General features: G+C 38.0%; 16 protein-coding genes. 6 read left to right on the top strand and 10 right to left on the bottom strand.

The annotated features are described in order from the left end of the window. Positions 1-576: 576 nt before the first annotated feature. Entirely contained in the window at positions 577-1,026 is a 450-nt protein-coding gene (locus FCR06_RS13005; protein WP_138500232.1) for a tellurite resistance TerB family protein, read from the top strand. 160 nt (positions 1,027-1,186) lie between these two features. Continuing rightward, positions 1,187-1,453 carry a hypothetical protein gene (locus FCR06_RS13000; RefSeq protein WP_138500230.1) on the top strand — a complete coding sequence of 89 codons (267 nt, stop codon included), beginning with the start codon at positions 1,187-1,189 and terminating at the stop codon, positions 1,451-1,453. 3 nt (positions 1,454-1,456) lie between these two features. Here the strand turns inward: FCR06_RS13000 and FCR06_RS12995 are convergent, their stop codons facing one another. The 5 genes from FCR06_RS12995 to FCR06_RS12975 all read right to left on the bottom strand — a co-directional run bounded on the left by FCR06_RS12995 (position 1,457) and on the right by FCR06_RS12975 (position 4,725). Further along, positions 1,457-1,852, bottom strand: coding sequence for a hypothetical protein (locus tag FCR06_RS12995; protein WP_138500228.1), 396 nt, complete (start codon positions 1,850-1,852; stop codon positions 1,457-1,459). A 12-nt stretch (positions 1,853-1,864) separates the two neighbouring features. Then, positions 1,865-2,173: a hypothetical protein gene (locus FCR06_RS12990; RefSeq protein WP_138500226.1), complete on the bottom strand. Its 309-nt coding sequence runs from the start codon at positions 2,171-2,173 to the stop codon at positions 1,865-1,867. A 218-nt stretch (positions 2,174-2,391) separates the two neighbouring features. Continuing rightward, the gene (locus FCR06_RS12985; RefSeq protein WP_138500225.1) at positions 2,392-3,000 is read right to left on the bottom strand and encodes a hypothetical protein; all 609 of its coding nucleotides are present in this window, start codon (positions 2,998-3,000) and stop codon (positions 2,392-2,394) included. A 207-nt stretch (positions 3,001-3,207) separates the two neighbouring features. Further along, positions 3,208-4,275, bottom strand: coding sequence for an NADH:flavin oxidoreductase/NADH oxidase (locus FCR06_RS12980; protein WP_138500223.1), 1,068 nt, complete (start codon positions 4,273-4,275; stop codon positions 3,208-3,210). A 246-nt stretch (positions 4,276-4,521) separates the two neighbouring features. Further along, on the bottom strand, positions 4,522-4,725 hold the full coding sequence (locus tag FCR06_RS12975) for a hypothetical protein (protein ID WP_138500221.1): 204 nt from the start codon (positions 4,723-4,725) through the stop codon (positions 4,522-4,524). Positions 4,726-5,899: 1,174 nt separating this feature from the next. On the opposite strand from FCR06_RS12975, the gene FCR06_RS12970 reads away from it, so the two are divergent. Together FCR06_RS12970 and hpxZ are read left to right on the top strand one after the other, a co-directional pair. Beyond that, entirely contained in the window at positions 5,900-6,871 is a 972-nt protein-coding gene (locus FCR06_RS12970; protein ID WP_138500219.1) for a DMT family transporter, read from the top strand. A 54-nt stretch (positions 6,872-6,925) separates the two neighbouring features. Continuing rightward, the gene (gene hpxZ / locus FCR06_RS12965; protein WP_138500217.1) at positions 6,926-7,312 is read left to right on the top strand and encodes an oxalurate catabolism protein HpxZ; all 387 of its coding nucleotides are present in this window, start codon (positions 6,926-6,928) and stop codon (positions 7,310-7,312) included. Between the two features lie 169 nt (positions 7,313-7,481). Here hpxZ and FCR06_RS12960 read toward each other — a convergent pair whose 3' ends face one another. The 3 genes from FCR06_RS12960 to FCR06_RS12950 form a co-directional block, all read right to left on the bottom strand. Continuing rightward, entirely contained in the window at positions 7,482-8,366 is an 885-nt protein-coding gene (locus tag FCR06_RS12960; RefSeq protein WP_138500215.1) for a hypothetical protein, read from the bottom strand. Between the two features lie 471 nt (positions 8,367-8,837). Next, entirely contained in the window at positions 8,838-9,893 is a 1,056-nt protein-coding gene (hisC, locus tag FCR06_RS12955; RefSeq protein ID WP_138500213.1) for a histidinol-phosphate transaminase, read from the bottom strand. Positions 9,894-10,200: 307 nt separating this feature from the next. Next, on the bottom strand, positions 10,201-10,683 hold the full coding sequence (locus FCR06_RS12950; protein ID WP_138500211.1) for a beta-lactamase hydrolase domain-containing protein: 483 nt from the start codon (positions 10,681-10,683) through the stop codon (positions 10,201-10,203). 302 nt (positions 10,684-10,985) lie between these two features. On the opposite strand from FCR06_RS12950, the gene FCR06_RS12945 reads away from it, so the two are divergent. Continuing rightward, a complete protein-coding gene (locus FCR06_RS12945; protein ID WP_138500209.1) occupies positions 10,986-11,480 on the top strand; it encodes a GNAT family N-acetyltransferase in 495 nt (164 codons plus the stop codon). A 34-nt stretch (positions 11,481-11,514) separates the two neighbouring features. Then, positions 11,515-12,426: a beta-1,6-N-acetylglucosaminyltransferase gene (locus FCR06_RS12940; protein ID WP_138500207.1), complete on the top strand. Its 912-nt coding sequence runs from the start codon at positions 11,515-11,517 to the stop codon at positions 12,424-12,426. Between the two features lie 170 nt (positions 12,427-12,596). Here the strand turns inward: FCR06_RS12940 and FCR06_RS12935 are convergent, their stop codons facing one another. After that, positions 12,597-13,400, bottom strand: coding sequence for a phytanoyl-CoA dioxygenase family protein (locus FCR06_RS12935; protein WP_138500205.1), 804 nt, complete (start codon positions 13,398-13,400; stop codon positions 12,597-12,599). Positions 13,401-13,613: 213 nt separating this feature from the next. Continuing rightward, a complete protein-coding gene (locus FCR06_RS12930) occupies positions 13,614-15,059 on the bottom strand; it encodes an MFS transporter (protein WP_138500204.1) in 1,446 nt (481 codons plus the stop codon). Positions 15,060-15,978 lie beyond the last annotated feature (919 nt).

Genomic DNA, 15,978 nt, shown 5'->3' with positions numbered 1-15,978 from the left:
AACTTTTGCGCTAACTCATCTAAAATCGGGTGTGATTTAGTAATAGAAATATTATATTTAGGAGCAAGTAAATTTATAGCTTTAGTTAAATCTCCACTAGATGCTTCTATGATTTTAATTGCATAAAGAGCGTCATCTAACCCTGCAAATTTATCACGATATTCGGCGATTTCTTCTGAAGTAAGGATAATAGAGTTAGTAGTTATATTTTTTTAATTATTCTCACGGTTTTCCCAAATTAGCACAATTCTACTTGCAGTTGAGTCCAATATAGATCCTAACCCCTTCCCTACCTCTGGTTTTAGGCTACGGTAGCTGATTAACCAAGGTTTTACCCCCACCCTAACCCTCCCCTTATAAACTACGGTGTACACACAAGTACTAAAAACCTTATCACTCAAGACAACTTAACCGTTTTTATACGCAGATGAATATCTTCTCTGCGTATTTTTTATGATAAAAAGATTCATCCCAATGTATATTTCTGCATTATTTTGGGAATCCTAGAGCTACGAGGTTGTATAAACCCTAAAGTATTACTTCCTCAAATATCACGTAACTTTTAAAAGGATAATTATGTCTCAACGTAGGTTGCCTAAAGGTAGTAGTGCCAGTTCAGTTGCTTTAGAACCAGAAGTTGCGATCGCAATTATTGGACTATTTTCCGCCGCTGCTGATGGTGAAGGTATTTCTTCTGTGGAAGAATATGCTTTGAGTGAATTTCTTGGTCAAGTTGACTTATTTGAAGATTACTCTGATGAAGACTTTGAAGAATTGACCGAGAGAGTCGTTAACTTGATTGAAGAAGAGGAACCTGAAGATTTAGTTGCCCAAGCGATCGAATCTTTACCAAATAGAGCTTATCGAGAAGCTGCATACATCGCAGCTATTTTAGTAGTAGGGATTGACGAAGAAGTACCGGAAATTGAACAAGATTATGTCTCTGAACTTCAGGAAGCCTTAAGAATTTCAGACGAACGAGCGCAAGAACTTATTGACGGAATATTCGGGGAAGAAGAGGAGTAATCTTTTTGAAATAGCAACCTCAGTCATCTAGTATTGTTAATTTGGGGTTGCTAATTTAGATACATTATAATTCGTCTATAAAAATGAAGCTTTTTTAAGAAAAAGTTAGTTGATAATAGTATGTGGCCCAAGACTCGGCTCATGCTTACAATATCGTAATATGCACAAAGAAGAAGACAGTTCATCCTTTTATGTGCGTGTCCCAGCAAGAGTTTTAGGATGCCTGCGTGGTGGCGAAATTACTATTATCCTCTTTCCTGGGCATGGGTTAGTGTTAACAGAACCAATCCAAACCTATCTCATTCCTGAAGACTTGAGAATGCCCAATAGTGAGTTTTATGTGTTGTTCAAACATCCTGGGCGAGAGATGAGCCGAGTCTTGCGATACAACGAATTCTGTCCAGAAATCGATGCAAGCAATGAGTAAAGTTCAACTTATTCCAAGCAGGGAAGAATCGATATCTAAAAGCCAGTTTTCATCAATAAATTCCAAGTTTTCATTGTAGACAAGAACTAATTCACCAATCTTTTGAGTATGATTATTTTGCGCTTGTGTAGCATCAGCACCATCAGCTATAAGTGAAAACTTTAGTTGTAAAAAACGTTCAGTGTAAGTAACGCCAATAGAACTGCTAACTAATTCAATTTCTAAGGTACGAGGCAAGGTAATTGTATCATAATATTCATCTTGTTCATCCCAATAGCCACACACTTTATAATCACATTGTTCAAGATGTTCTTTAACAAGAATATTGACATCTAAATTTTCTAATATTTCAGTTAAATCTCGCCAGACTTGATGATTTTTTAATTCCAGTCTTGTCATAGTTACGTGGGTTTAATGTTCTGTTACAAAACCAGGGAAATGTAAGACATCATTAATGAATTTTGCATGAAATCGGCGGTCGCCACCTTTACTTAAAACTTTAGATTTCAAATCGTAACCTAATTCTTGGGAAGCTATCAGCCCAATATTACCGCGAGAGGGTACAAGCCCTTTCTCAATAGCTTTTAAATGTTTCCCCTTTTGATCGTATTTTAATCCCAGCTTTATCTGTGACTCTGCAAATGAAACTAGCAGACCAGTGGAACAACAATATACAGTTAATGGTTGAATATTTGCCCAGTTATCGGGTAAAGCTTCCATTAAATTAATACTGAAAGTAAAGCACAATTAACTTAAATATAATAGCTAAGATATTTTTTAAGTATTACTTTACACTTGTCAGTACTCCACTTGAGCCAGTAGTTTTTCAATTTCGGTCTACTGACTTTATATTGCATACATGATTACTCTTGCACGTAGTTGTAGATTTGATATCTCTATTCCCAAGTGCAAGATCTCAGTTAAAATCAGTTAGCTAGCTAAGATGAAATTGGTACATTTTTAAATGCAGCTGTATCTGGCACAAAAATGTCCAAATTATTGACACCATCTGGAACTCTTAGCCAGATATAAGCATCTGCGGAGGCTTGTGGACGTACTTGGAACAAAGAAACGGTTCCTGTCGAGCGATCAAGAGCAACTCCTTTGTAAGTTACGCTAGTGTCAGGATTACGGGCTGTTGCACTCGCAATCGATATGATATCACTACCAACAACTCCGTCTGTAGCAAGCCGACGAATACGCATTTGCACATTTATGACATCACGGTTTCCAGTTTCTGGATCTTTAATTCGCTTGGCTGAAAGTAACTCCACTTCAGCCTTTTTGCCAAAAGCAGGCTGCACAAATTGACCAGGTTGAATTGCTGAGGTAGTAGCAGTAGCTGGCAATGGTGATGCTGTTGGTTGTGTTAAAGAAGTTGTAGCTGTCGGAGTTGGCACTAGAGTGGGAGTGGTATTGCTTAGTGTATTAGTGTTGGTGGCATTTAGCGTCTCCCGTAGCGTAAAAACTTCGTAAGCTACATAACCGCTACATCCCAAAGCCAAAGTCGAGAGTAATACAGCCACACTAGATAAAAATGTACTCACACCGTTGCCTCAATTTCGTATTTCCGTAAATATAAATTAATTCACCTTTTGATTTTACGATCCGATAAATTATATTGACACATCGGCGATCGCATTTCTGTTCGGCAACTTCTCAACATAATTTGTAATTCATAATTCATGAATTACAAATTATCTGGTCAAACATCTGACAATTTTTAATCCCCAGTTCTCTAAAAGCGGCTAGCATTATAGCCAAGCACGGTCATATTGAACAGGCCATAGTTTATCGTGCCCGAGTTGTTTAGCTGCTAGATGCGGCCAATAAGGATTACGGAGTAGTTCGCGTCCCAACAGCACGATATCAGCTACTTCTGTGCTAATCAGCTGGTCAGCTTGTTCTGGAGATGTAATTAACCCTACTGCTCCTGTATGGATATTAGCTTCGCGGCGGATGCGTTGGGCAAATTGAGTCTGATAACCAGGTTTTACTGGTATGTTGATCCCAGGTATAATGCCTCCTGATGAAGTGTCGATCAGATCAACTCCTAGAGACTTAAGTTTGTCACTTAAAGCGATACTTTGCTCAATGTCCCAGCCTTTATCTACCCAGTCGGTGGCGGAAATGCGTACCCAAAGTGGGTATGTTAGAGGCCAAACCTCTCGAATTCCTTGAACAACTTGTATTAACAAACGAGTTCGGTTTTCAAAGCTACCACCATAATCATCTTGACGGTGGTTAGAAAGGGGTGAGAGAAACTGGTGTAATAGATAACCGTGGGCAGCATGGATTTCAACTACCTTGAAACCAGCTTCTAGAGAACGTTTGGCAGCTTGGATAAAGGCATTAATCACTTCTTGAATTCCTTCAAGACTTAAGGCTTCGGGCACAGGGCTATCTTTGCTAAAAGCGATCGCACTACTCGAAACCAAGGGACGCCAACCTTCCTGAGATTCATCGAGTGCTTTTCCTCCCTTACTCGGTTTAGCAGTGCTGGCCTTTCTGCCTGCATGAGCAAGTTGAATACCTGCAACAGCTCCAAAGTTATGAATCAATGCCACAGTTTTGGCTAAAGCTTGTATATGTGCATTTGACCAAATGCCCAAATCTTGGGGGCTAATCCGCCCATGTGGTTCCACAGCTGCGGCCTCTGTGAACACAATACCTGCACCACCAACTGCACGAGAAGCTAGATGCACCATATGCCAATCATTAGCATATCCGTTTGTACTCGAATATTGACACATCGGTGAAACAGCGATGCGGTTGCGAAAAGTAACTTCACGAATCCTGAATGATTCAAACAGGTGTGGCATCGGTATTGATTCCTTCTGTTGCTAGCTCAAAGAAATTCTAAATAGGTTTGCGGTATCAACTCAAAAGCTCGTTATTACAGCACTTTTCAGGTATTTAGACCAGGAATCAGACACAAAGTAGGAACTGATGTAGTTTAATTACTTGAAAAGCGCTGTAAAAGGCTAGTTTCCTGCCTCCGGAGAGTGGCTATTAGTGATTAGGTGACTGCGCTTTTTATACCTCATGATCATAGATTGGCTATGGAGTTAAATGCTTTTAGAATCATTACCGCGATCAAGACTGACATGAATCGGCTTAGAATCAGGCTTTTCGCTTTGCAATTCCCAGATATCGTATTTTACTTCTTCTTGATCCACCAATAACTGTATATGTTCTGGTAATTTAGTTGTTTGCCAAATTGACCAAATTTCTCCATATAAGCATTCTCTTTCAAGTTGTCCAAAAAACATTGGTTTATTCTCCACTAGTGTTGTAGTTAAACAATTTAATTGCATGGTATTCGTAATTAACTAAATCAGAGATGATATAAGAAATAATAGATAATCAATAGGTATATTTTTCAAACTTAGCAATTCTCTAAATACCTATTGTTCTCGAACCGAGTTAATAACTATTATTGCAATGAGAGTTATTAATCCTAAAAAAAGTTAATAAAAATGATAGAATTTGAAATTAACAATTGCTATAGTAATCTGCTTTGATTTTTTAACTTATTTACTCCTAGCAGAAAAAGCCACTATGAGCACAAGGGTTACTTGATGAGTGACTGTCATCAAGTAGCCTTATAAATCAACCTTTTGAGGTGTACGGAGTTTTTTAGATAATAAAATGGCAGTTCCATATAATATTCAAATTATTAGTGATATTTTGTTGGATTTGAGCCTATTTATAAAGAAATGTAAAGACCAAGAACGCAGTAATTGCATGATTAGAATGATGGTTTATGTGATTTTTAAGCACCTCAGAACATCAATTTTCAACTTCATAATTGTTTAGAACTAACCTCTAACACCAAGCTACTTATTAAATAGCAAAAGTGAATTGATGATTCTGGACATTAAGTAAGTAATAAATCAAGTCATTAAATATCTAATTTATACTGGTATGGGTGATATTTACTGCGATCGCCTGTTTGGCGACTGCATCGGATGCATCTACCAGCAGTTCTCAAGCTGGGCTGTAATTAAGTATTTTGAGTCATATTTAAGTGATTTTTATACATAAAAAACGTTTAATCATGAGCTTGGTGGAGCGATCGCCGATGTCACGACCTTCGTCATCCAGGGGAAATGGATTTTTAGTTAAAATACGGTAAATTGATTAACTTACCGTATGATATATTTATGAGATTTGCATAAATTGTGCTAAAAAACAAGAGATGAATGAAACTTTATTTATAGAAGTTAATAAAATTTGGTGCAGCCTGACAAAGATTAGAAATTCATCTGCCACAATTGCAATAGCAAACAGAACTATCCCAAACTTGCTCAATGGTATGATAAATTTTCTGGGCGGCTGTCCCTGCAAGTAACTAAACCAGAGTCCTAAAAACTCAAACCTCGTCTGGTCTGTCAGTCCAGTAGTTTTAGCAATACAATCGGGTTTCAAAAAACCTTTTATAGTGTGTTAGGTATTCTGATAGTTCTTCTATCCTCCTTTGTTTTAGCGTTCCACAATGTTACTGTCCGAGTTTTATTTTCAGAACATCTGGTAGTGAGTTTATTTTTACTCGGTGGATACGTTAAACCGGATTTACAAAATTCATTCTTGCTGATGTTCATGCGAATGCTGCTCGTGGTTCCACTAATGGGATTTCTAGCATTCAAGCTATATCCATCTGCTTTTAAAGAATTTCAAAACTTATTCACTCGCCAATACCGCAGTGTTCTAATTCAAGCGTTTAGCTGTGGAATACTGATGTTTGTCTACATTGCCTTACTCTACATTGCTATTGGCTTAATTCCCACTGGAATTGCTACGACCCTTTTCTTTATCTATCCTGTGTTTACGGCGTTGCTATCCTGGAAGTTTTTCGGCCAACGCCCTACATTCTTCCGTTGGCTGGTGATGGGGATTATTTTAGTGGGCTGCGTTCTCGTTATTCCCAAATCTTCTCTAAACCACAGCAACCATACGATTGTAGTTGGCATTTTGGCCAGTGTTAGTGCTGGAATTATTTATGCGTTCTATAATGTCATCGCCCAAAAATGTTTAGAAAAATTCCATCCAGTTCCTTTCACCTGGATCAGTTTTGCTTCTACACTGCTACTTTCTGGTATTAGCTTACTGTTGTCGCCAGTTCCCAGCGCCCAACTTGACTGGACACCTCTATGGATTGGTAGCATTTTTTCAGGTTTGGTCAGCTTTATCGGCCACACTTTGAACAATTTGGGGATTCGGATGATTGGCGCAACTACCGCATCAATAGTCGGTTCAAGCAGTCCTGCGTTGACAGCGATAGTTGCGTGGGGAACGATTAGCGAAACCTTAAACTTGACTCAAATCATCGGGATTGGTATTGTCACATTTGGTATAGCTTTGCTTAGTGGAGAAAGCTTTTTTCAATCACTCAAAATTAGGAGGATTAGCGACTAAGGATTGAAGATTGAGGATTAAAAATTAACATATTTATCTAAATTGGTAATAATAATGACTCAAGTAAATGACTTTAGCATTGTAGCTGAAGTGACTGATTTATATCTTCAATATGAAGAAGCCCTTTGTAATAACAATTTAGAGGTGATGGATGGGTTGTTTTGGGATGCAGCGGAAGTGGTGCGATTTGGGGTAACGGAAAATCTCTATGGTAGTGATGAAATTCGTAACTTTCGCCAGAATCGACCAAATCCGAAAATAGAGCGAGAAATCTCGAATCTTAAAGTTGTAACATTTGGAAAAGATACAGCAACTGTGACTTTAGAGTTTCGCCGCATTATCAATGGTATAGAGCGTTATGGGCGACAAAGCCAGACTTGGTGCAGGTTTTCCGAAGGATGGAAAGTAGTTTCAGCACATGTTTCTTTATTACCTGTGTGAATTTTATTTTACATTGAGAAACTTCTTTAAATAAGTTAGCCGGTTAAAACAAGAATCCCACAGCTTGAAGCCGTGGGAGTATTAAATCTATAGTCAAGCACCCGAAATTGTCTGTCTACTACACACACTCCAAGTTGTCTTTTCTAGTGATGAAAAATTCTCATTTGACCTAATTTGTTGGGCTGAAACAGGTTTCATCCTTAGATATTAAACAAAGCTGGTTCTGACCCAAATCAGTTTTGAATTTTACTTGATAAGTTTCATTTTCAGCAGGCAAAGTTTTCGTGTAATTGTTCGCTCGATCGCACGAAAAGTCACGGGTGAAAGTTCCTCCAGACCAGTTAATTGTCATTGTACTGCCACTGAGTTTGACTTTTCCCTTTCGAGATTGAAAAATTTGCTGGTTACAGCTACCGCTCATCACGTTCATAATTCCGGTGAATTCAACTGTCCCGTTCGGAATAAATTGATAAGTGAAACGCGAACCGTTTGATCCGATAAATGTGCCACTCGTGTTGTAAGCACTGTTTCCAGTATGCGCCCAAACCCATTTTCCAACTATAGACGAAATATCTCCAACGCTGGTAGATGAATTATCCGCATTATTTGCAGCGGTTTCGTTTGCGTTGGCGCTGTTGTAAACAGACAGTAAAAGTTTGGCTTCCGGATCGTTTGGTAAATTTCGCAATTCCCCAACAAATTCTGTGTTAAATGCTTGCCGAACTCGACTTTGTTCATCTTCATTCTTACCAAGAACTTGCGTATAATTAGAAATTATATCGTTAATACTCTTTGTGGTTCCTGCTGGGTCTTTGCGATATTCATTTAATTTTAGTGACTGATATTGATTACGCTGTTCTGGAGTGAATTTTGCGGCAAATGCCCATTCGTAAAAAGCAATAACTTTATCAATATCTGATTTACTGAGACTTTGGTTTTCAGCTGTTACTAAAACTTTGCTTCCGGCAGCTCTAGCAGGAATATTTATAGTTGTTCCATCCAGCAAAACGATAGATAAAACTAACATGGAAATATATTTTAGTTGGTTCATCATTAGTGTAACTATGCTGCTATTTAATCAATTTACTTAGTGAGTAAGTAGTTGATATCCAATGTTGGACTTCTAAATATGTGACTAAATAGTTAGATTACCATTAAATTAATTATCAGCACTCAAGGTTTACAAATAAGAATAAAAATATATAAGGTTAAATAACTATCGTTACATTAGCTATCTGTTGGAATATATCAAAAGTTAAATCAAGCTATTATAAATGCCCTTGATGCACCGTATAAATATAATTTGTTCAACCTCAAATATTAATAAATGTTTAAAAGCTGAGAGGCTTGACTATACAAGATAACCTGACACTACAAGAATGCTGACTGCCAAAACGATAAGGACGCTAGACACAATAAGAGAATTTTGGTTGAAAGCTCCCCAGATCATTGCTACAGAAATTCAAGTTAGTGCCAGACATGCAGGAGTTTTAAAAACTCTAAAAAATTGAACTTCTTGCAAAAGTCAATTTGATAGCAAATAAATCAGTGCTTTGACTAAAACCTGATTTTGTTCATCAGTACCAACAGTGATGCGTAATTTATCTTCTAATCCTGGCTGTTTGAAGTAGCGAATTAAAATTCCCTGTTGCTTGAGTTTTTGATAAAGATATTCAGCATTTGCTGTTGGCGGCTGTGCCAGTAAAAAGTTAGTTTGGGAATCCCAAATATGAAAACCTAATTGTTTCAAGTCTGCTGCTAGCTTAGTCCGCGACGCTTTAATTTTTGCCACACAAGCATTTTTATAAGCTTGGTCAGTAATTGCAGCTGTACCAATTGCACAAGCGATCGCATCAATATTATAGCTATCTTTGACTTTAAACAATCCATGCAACAGCTTGGGATTCGCCACCCCAAATCCTAGTCGCAAGCCTGCTAACGAGTACCCTTTAGAAAGTGTGCGAATTACAATTACGTTTTCATATTCTTTTACCAAAGCCAATGCATTCTCTTCCGTAAAATCTACATATGCTTCATCAATTACTAAAACTCCAGATAACTGGCTGGCTAGTTTTTGCAAGTCATCTGTTGCCACTACATGCCCAGATGGACTATTAGGCGAGGCAATGAATGTTACAGAACCATCAACAGCAATCAGTTCTTCTAGCGGTAAACTGTAATCCTTGCAGTAAGGAATTTCAGTAATATCCGCATTCTGCATTTCGGCTAATGTCCGATATAGCACGTAAGTTGGCATTGGATAGACTACCTTGCGTCCGGGTTCTGTACAGGCTCGAATGACTACGCTTAACAATTCGTCACTGCCATTTCCCACAATTACCCAATCGCTAGGAACTCCTAATACTTTACTAGCAGCTTGTCTAAATTCCTCCCCGAAAGGTTCTGGATACCGCCTTAACCATTCTCCATCGATATTGTGCAGCACAGCTAATGCCTCAGGGGAGGGAGGATAAGGGTTTTCATTACTGTTGAGTTTAATAATCTGTGTACCGCGTTGAGGCTGCTCGCCAGGAACATAACTAGCCATTGCATCAACATTGGAGCGGAAATACTTAGTCATGCTAATTCATAATTCATAATTCATAATTTACAACTTATACTTTGTTTTCAGATATAGACAATAAAATAAACAGCGTTGCTGAATAATAAGATGATTGAGGAGGACGCTCTTATACCCAGACGCGGGGATTATATATTGATACAAATTCTTAAATCATCCTGCAATTGGAGCAACATCAAATAAACAATCCCCAAGCTTGAGCTATGGGGAATACGTCAAAATTAGCGATCGCCACCAGTTATACTAATTCTCTAAAATCAGGTAACAGATTTTAACCCCGAACCTAGACGAAATCTGACTTTCTTAATTACGAATTACAAATTGGGATTACAGCTACCCGAGCATGTTTGTTAACGTAGTCTACAAATAGTTGCTTCAACCGAGGACTAACATTAGCGTGTTCAAAGAACCCAAAGCCTACATTCCGAGCTTTTGATAAAGTTTGCTCTGGCGTTAATCCCTCTTCAACAGCCACACTCAATAATGCAATTCCAGTCGAGCGCATTCCTGCTGCACAATGTACAACTGCTGGTTTGGGAATTTGTTCGAGTGTTGTCAGTATTTTGGTAATTAATTCTTCATTCAGCGCTTCTAGCTTGAGTGGGACATTTGTATAGTGTAGTCCCAATGCTTCCGCTACCCGTTGCTCATCTGGKGAAAATCCTAACTCATCAGGCGATCGCAGATTTAAAATCGACTTGAAACCTTCTTGACTAGCTTGCTCAAGCTGTTTCGGGATGACTTGTCCTGTAGTTGTTAAGTTTTCATTAATTTGTATGGCGTTGATCACATTCACTCCTTTGAACTTTATTGGATCTTCTAGCTTGATAAATACTTCTTAGAGCAAGCTTTGAGAAGATATTTAAATAAGCACAACAAAATTTGCCAAATATTAGAAGTTATTGCTTGATTACTTCTAAATTTGACTTTTGAGTTGATTATTTTATTGCTCTATCCATAATATACGGTTTGTCGATAGATTTACTGTATATTAAAAGCTATTATATATAATTAAAATAAATTTACTATTATTTATAGCTTGGGCGAATTTGATATTCTCAAAGGCATGTAATAAATGCCAACCTTAAAACTATGAGCAGTAATCAAATATCTCTTCGAGCTGCTGATGAACAAGATGCGTGGATATTGAGTGCAATTCATATTGCTGCTATCAAAGCTCTTCCTGCAACTTTTTATACCGAAGAAGAACTTTTAGCTTGGCGTAATAACTGCAACCAGCCTGATGGTTCAAAAATATTAAAAAATATGAAACTAGAATCTTTGTGTGTTGCAGTCGAGGGAGATGTTCTTATCGGTTTTGCTAGTTTCGTTGTTGATGAACTAATTGGGTTATACGTCCATCCTAAACATCAAGGTAAAGGTATTGGGCGTGCTTTAGTCGAACATTTTTGCGAGCAAGCAAGCGATAAAGGTATAGATAAGGTAATTACAACTGCTAGCCTTTATGCTGAAGGGTTTTATTTACGACTGGGATTTACTGTTATCCAAAGAGCGCCTCATTATTTAAGAACTGGGATAGTTGTCCCAGTTACCAAGATGAGTAAAATATTAACTAGCGCTGAGTAAATAGTATAATAATCAGTCATTATAGCTTCAAAAAATGCCCAATTACACCAGCCAATCTATAGGTTTTGTTCTATTAACACATACAAAACCACTACAAATTTATAGACTGATAAATACGTTAAACAGGATGTTCAATTATCCAGTAATTGTCTGTCATCATGATTTTTCCAAATGTGATCTACCTGTAAATGCTCTATCAAAAAATGTTTTACTAGTACGCCCTCACGTACAGACAGAGTGGGGAGGATTTACTCTCATAGAAGCTACAATTCAGTCACTTCAACTGATGTACGAAGCTGCAAATGCACCGGATTGGTTTGTATTACTTAGTGGAGCAGACTATCCGATTAAAACTGCAAGGCAAATATTGGAAGATTTAGCTTCAAATCCATACGATGCCTATATTCAGTATGAGCAAATCACATATGAGACTTATAAACTTGATTTAAAACCAAATATGTTATGGCTGAAAAATTCTTATCAACGATACTGTACAAAATCTTTTTCTTTTAATTACTTAAAAAAATACTTTGCTCAACTGAATATAGAAATTCGCTTAGAACATCCTTTATTAACAAAAGCTTTTCTACCTTTTTCAAATAAACTTGCTTGCTTCAGTGGAAGTCAATGGTTTTGTGCTAATCGTAAAGCTGCTGAGTACATTATCGATTTCCACAGTCAGAAAAACGCTGTAACTTTGTACTACCAAAAACTCAAGTATACCGATGAGTCGTATTTTCAAACTATACTTGCTAATGCACCTCACCTAAAATTAAAGAATGACCGTCGGCGATATATTGATTGGTCAACAGGAGGCCCTCATCCAAAAATATTGTTAATGGAAGATTTGCCTAATCTAGTAGCATCATCTGCTCATTTTGCTCGAAAATTTGACATTAATATAGATAGTAATATTCTCAATGAACTCGACCGGATTACATCATAATATTTGTAATACAAGACATCCAATAGAACCCAGAAAAATATTTTCCCCTGAATTGGACTTGCCATTTAAATGGGCATTCAGCACTAATTTAGTAAATGCCCATATATCATCGCATTTTTAAGCAATAAGCTGATTGAATTTTACTTATTGTTTAATAGCCAGGTTGCCAATTAGTCATGTAGTTCAATTCTAGGAAACATATCACAGTCAATCGGCTCACCAGGTTTTTTGGCTTTAAATGAATTAAATTCTGGTAAATCAATTTCCTCATGGGGTTTGAAAGGCCATGCTTTCGGGCGGTGATGATAAGTAACATCATCGCCAGTCCAGTTTGTCACTACTGCACGTCGTTCTGTAGGAGATACATTAGTTACTGAATGATGAATTGTCAGAAAATGATGAATTAAGCAATCTCCAGGCTCCATATTCCAGGAGAGAAGTTCGTGGGGTTCTGGCTCTACAAACCAGGAGGGATCTGATCCTTCGCGTAACTCTTTGCCCCATCGATGAGAACCTTTGATATACTCTAATCGACCATTTTCTTGGTTAGCAGTATCTAAAGTCAGCCAAATTTTACAACACTGCCAGCCTTGTATGGGCCAGTAAGGTAGGTCATTATGCCACCCAACACGGCTATTTGCTTTCGGCTTCTTCACAAAAAAACCATCAGCCAAAAAGTTGAGTTTTTCCGACTTTAAAACTTGAGCTGCGAGCATTGCTAATGGAGATTCAAAAACCAAAGCACGGAAATCAGCATCAACCAGCCATAAGCTACTAGCATGTTCTACACGGCCTTCTGGTCTTGGAGCATTCTTCTCCTCCAGAGGACCAGCAATTAAAATATTCTTGTCAACTGCTGCTCGCATCCGTTTTACCCAGGTGTCATCCACAGCATTCTTAATGCAGATAACGCCATCTCGCTCGTAAGCTTCAACTTGTTGAGGGCTAATTTTTTGTGTGTCTACCTTGAGCATTTTATCTTTTTGCAGATTTTGAAATTAAACTATTTTGGGTCGAAACTGGTAAATGCATATCAGCCGCTCCCATAAAGATTTCTGGACTTGATTTTACTGAGGATCAACTTTCTCAGGGTTTAACAAGCTTTTTCACTATAAAGTAGATATCGAGTTAGTAATTCTTTCTGTAGATGGACTATTTATTGATATCCGCAGTTAAATAATTTCATCCTAACTACCGAGATCCTTTTTAATTATCAATGGTATGAGTGAGGCTAGTCGTAATATACCAGAGACAATGAAAACTTCCTGTATGCCAAAAGACCCAGTGAATTGAGCGATAAAGCCACCTATAGTTGCTCCTAAAGCGCCACTTACCCCAGCAATAGCAGCTGCGATCGCAAAATAGATAGACTGATTTCTTACTGGTGCAATCTCTATCTGAAGATTGTTGTTAGATAAGTCAACTCCTCCCCAATTAGCACCAATGAAAATGTGTAACAAAGGTAACCACAACCAGAGATCCAAGGGACTAGAACCAATCAGCAGCCACAACCAAGGTATAACTGCAATCAGAATTCCTGTAGAAATTAGAATCGGGCGATTGCCAATTTTATCTACTACTTTACCCCAGACAAGCAGCATCGCCATATGTGCCCCGGCTCGCAAACTGTTATAGAAAGTTACCCAACTCACATCCAGATTGAGCGTATCTAGCAAGTAAAGGTTAAAAAATGGGGCACTGAGGTTAACGGCAAGCGTCCATAAGCCTAAATAAATCAGAAAGACTAAAAAATTAGAGTTTTTCCAGATAGTGCTAACTATATCGTTTTCTGGTGTCAGTATTTGTGGTGAGGAGACTTGTTGAGATGTTCCCTCAAGTTCATTTGGTGACGAGTCTAGCTCTATCTCAGTAGTTTGAGATGAGCTAGCATGATAGCTATTTTGTAGTTGGGGATTCATATCTACCTGGAAATACTGACACCCCAAGCTAATAATTCCAAAGAAAATACCTACTAACAAAATTAATCCATAACCTTCGATAGGCCCCCCATACCAATGTGATACAGCTAGACCAGCTAAGGGCAAGCCCACCAACTCGGTGAGGTTAGCAAGGCTATTGCGTAGCCCGAAATATCTACCTCGCAATCGTCGTGGGACTAACATTGCTATCCAACTCAACCACGATGCAATTCCTAATCCTCCTAAAAGATGGGTGCATACGAGAATCGAGAGCGATAATATTACCAATTGGTTTGAATTGAGCCATCCCCAACTATAGCTAGCAATGCCAATTACTAAAATTAGCCACAGTAATCGAGCAATTCCGTGTGTCMGCAGTGAATACTGAAAGCGGCTACTGCTGCGTTCAGACAAGTAAGCACCTATAGGCTGAAATAGATGTAGTAGCATGGGAATAGAGGACATCATGCCAAAGACCACCGGACTGGCACCTAACCCCACCAAAAAATTACCCAGCATAACTCCACCAGTGGCAATAGAGAAAACTGCTGCGAAAATCCCATCGACAGTGGAAGCTTTCAAACTAGTGCGGCGCGCATCCTTAGAAATATGAGAACTGGGTCTTGAGGTTAAAGAAAGTGTTGCTGATGGTGAAACGATTTGGGCGATTTCTACAGAAACAGGTGCATCTGTTTCAAGCGGAACATAATCCATAAATCTAGTACTTAAGAAAATAATAGTGGAGCATCCCAATTAGAGCGTATCTATAAAATCCATAAAAAAGGAAGGGGAGAAAGAGAAAGGGAAAGGTAACGCAATAGCTTGAAAACAGGAATTTCTCATCAAAACGCCTGAAATAAGCCCTATAAAGACTCACAAAAAAATTTTTCCTTTTCAAAAAGAAGTAACTTGCCTAAGCCTTTATCCGTAGGTAGCATACTTCAACGGTATAAGGGGAAGAAATTGAACCAGTCAACTAGTAAACACTAAATAGTCATTAAGTATATTGTAKGAGGTTTTAACCAGCTAGTGTGACACCAATGAGTGGCAGACTTAAATCCTAAAGAATAAATCGATCACCACTGAGTGTTAAAGATTTTACCCCGATAAATGGGAACTTGCGAAACAACTGTACTATCTATGCGATTATTACATGAATCATGTYAGATTCTCCGGCCACCCAAAGATTAACTTTCTAAAAAACTTCTAAATAAAAAACATCCCAAATTTTATTGTGGGATGGGTGTCCTCACCCGTCCAATATTTAGGCTGGCTTTTCTCCCATAAAAGGGATAGTTTATTCTCTCGAAATCCTTAAATAAAAATAAAATCTCGAGCTGTCTAATCCTCAAAATCTAGTTTTTTGTTTGAAATCTACCTTTGGTGTAGGTGCAATATTTGAAAAATAGTGGTATGTTAAATAATGTAAACAATTGTCTAAGCTTCTTGAGCAAGTAAAATCATTCTTCTAGCTTGCTTATAACCGACTATTCACCTACTCCAAATCCATAATTCTTTAGCTAGACATAGCCTTAACAGTCTGATAATCTGAGAAAAACTATCAAGTTTTGTTGCTTAAGTTTGCAGTATCTTAAGGTCAAGCGAAGACTTAAGGTCTTTTGCTGTCCTGATG

Source organism: Nostoc sp. PA-18-2419 (assembly GCF_005869855.1).
Lineage (GTDB): Bacteria > Cyanobacteriota > Cyanobacteriia > Cyanobacteriales > Nostocaceae > Nostoc.
This window is presented reverse-complemented; position numbering and strand designations above follow the sequence as displayed.

Excerpts from the sequence above, each read along its gene's own strand:
- FCR06_RS13005 (WP_138500232.1), top strand. The coding sequence starts at position 577 with ATGTCTCAACGTAGGTTGCCTAAAGGTAGTAGTGCCAGTTCAGTTGCT.
- FCR06_RS13000 (WP_138500230.1), top strand. The coding sequence starts at position 1,187 with ATGCACAAAGAAGAAGACAGTTCATCCTTTTATGTGCGTGTCCCAGCA.
- FCR06_RS12995 (WP_138500228.1), bottom strand. The coding sequence starts at position 1,852 with ATGACAAGACTGGAATTAAAAAATCATCAAGTCTGGCGAGATTTAACT.
- FCR06_RS12990 (WP_138500226.1), bottom strand. The coding sequence starts at position 2,173 with ATGGAAGCTTTACCCGATAACTGGGCAAATATTCAACCATTAACTGTA.
- FCR06_RS12980 (WP_138500223.1), bottom strand. The coding sequence starts at position 4,275 with ATGCCACACCTGTTTGAATCATTCAGGATTCGTGAAGTTACTTTTCGC.
- FCR06_RS12975 (WP_138500221.1), bottom strand. The coding sequence starts at position 4,725 with ATGTTTTTTGGACAACTTGAAAGAGAATGCTTATATGGAGAAATTTGG.
- hpxZ (WP_138500217.1), top strand. The coding sequence starts at position 6,926 with ATGACTCAAGTAAATGACTTTAGCATTGTAGCTGAAGTGACTGATTTA.
- FCR06_RS12960 (WP_138500215.1), bottom strand. The coding sequence starts at position 8,366 with ATGATGAACCAACTAAAATATATTTCCATGTTAGTTTTATCTATCGTT.
- hisC (WP_138500213.1), bottom strand. The coding sequence starts at position 9,893 with ATGACTAAGTATTTCCGCTCCAATGTTGATGCAATGGCTAGTTATGTT.
- FCR06_RS12945 (WP_138500209.1), top strand. The coding sequence starts at position 10,986 with ATGAGCAGTAATCAAATATCTCTTCGAGCTGCTGATGAACAAGATGCG.
- FCR06_RS12940 (WP_138500207.1), top strand. The coding sequence starts at position 11,515 with ATGCCCAATTACACCAGCCAATCTATAGGTTTTGTTCTATTAACACAT.
- FCR06_RS12935 (WP_138500205.1), bottom strand. The coding sequence starts at position 13,400 with ATGCTCAAGGTAGACACACAAAAAATTAGCCCTCAACAAGTTGAAGCT.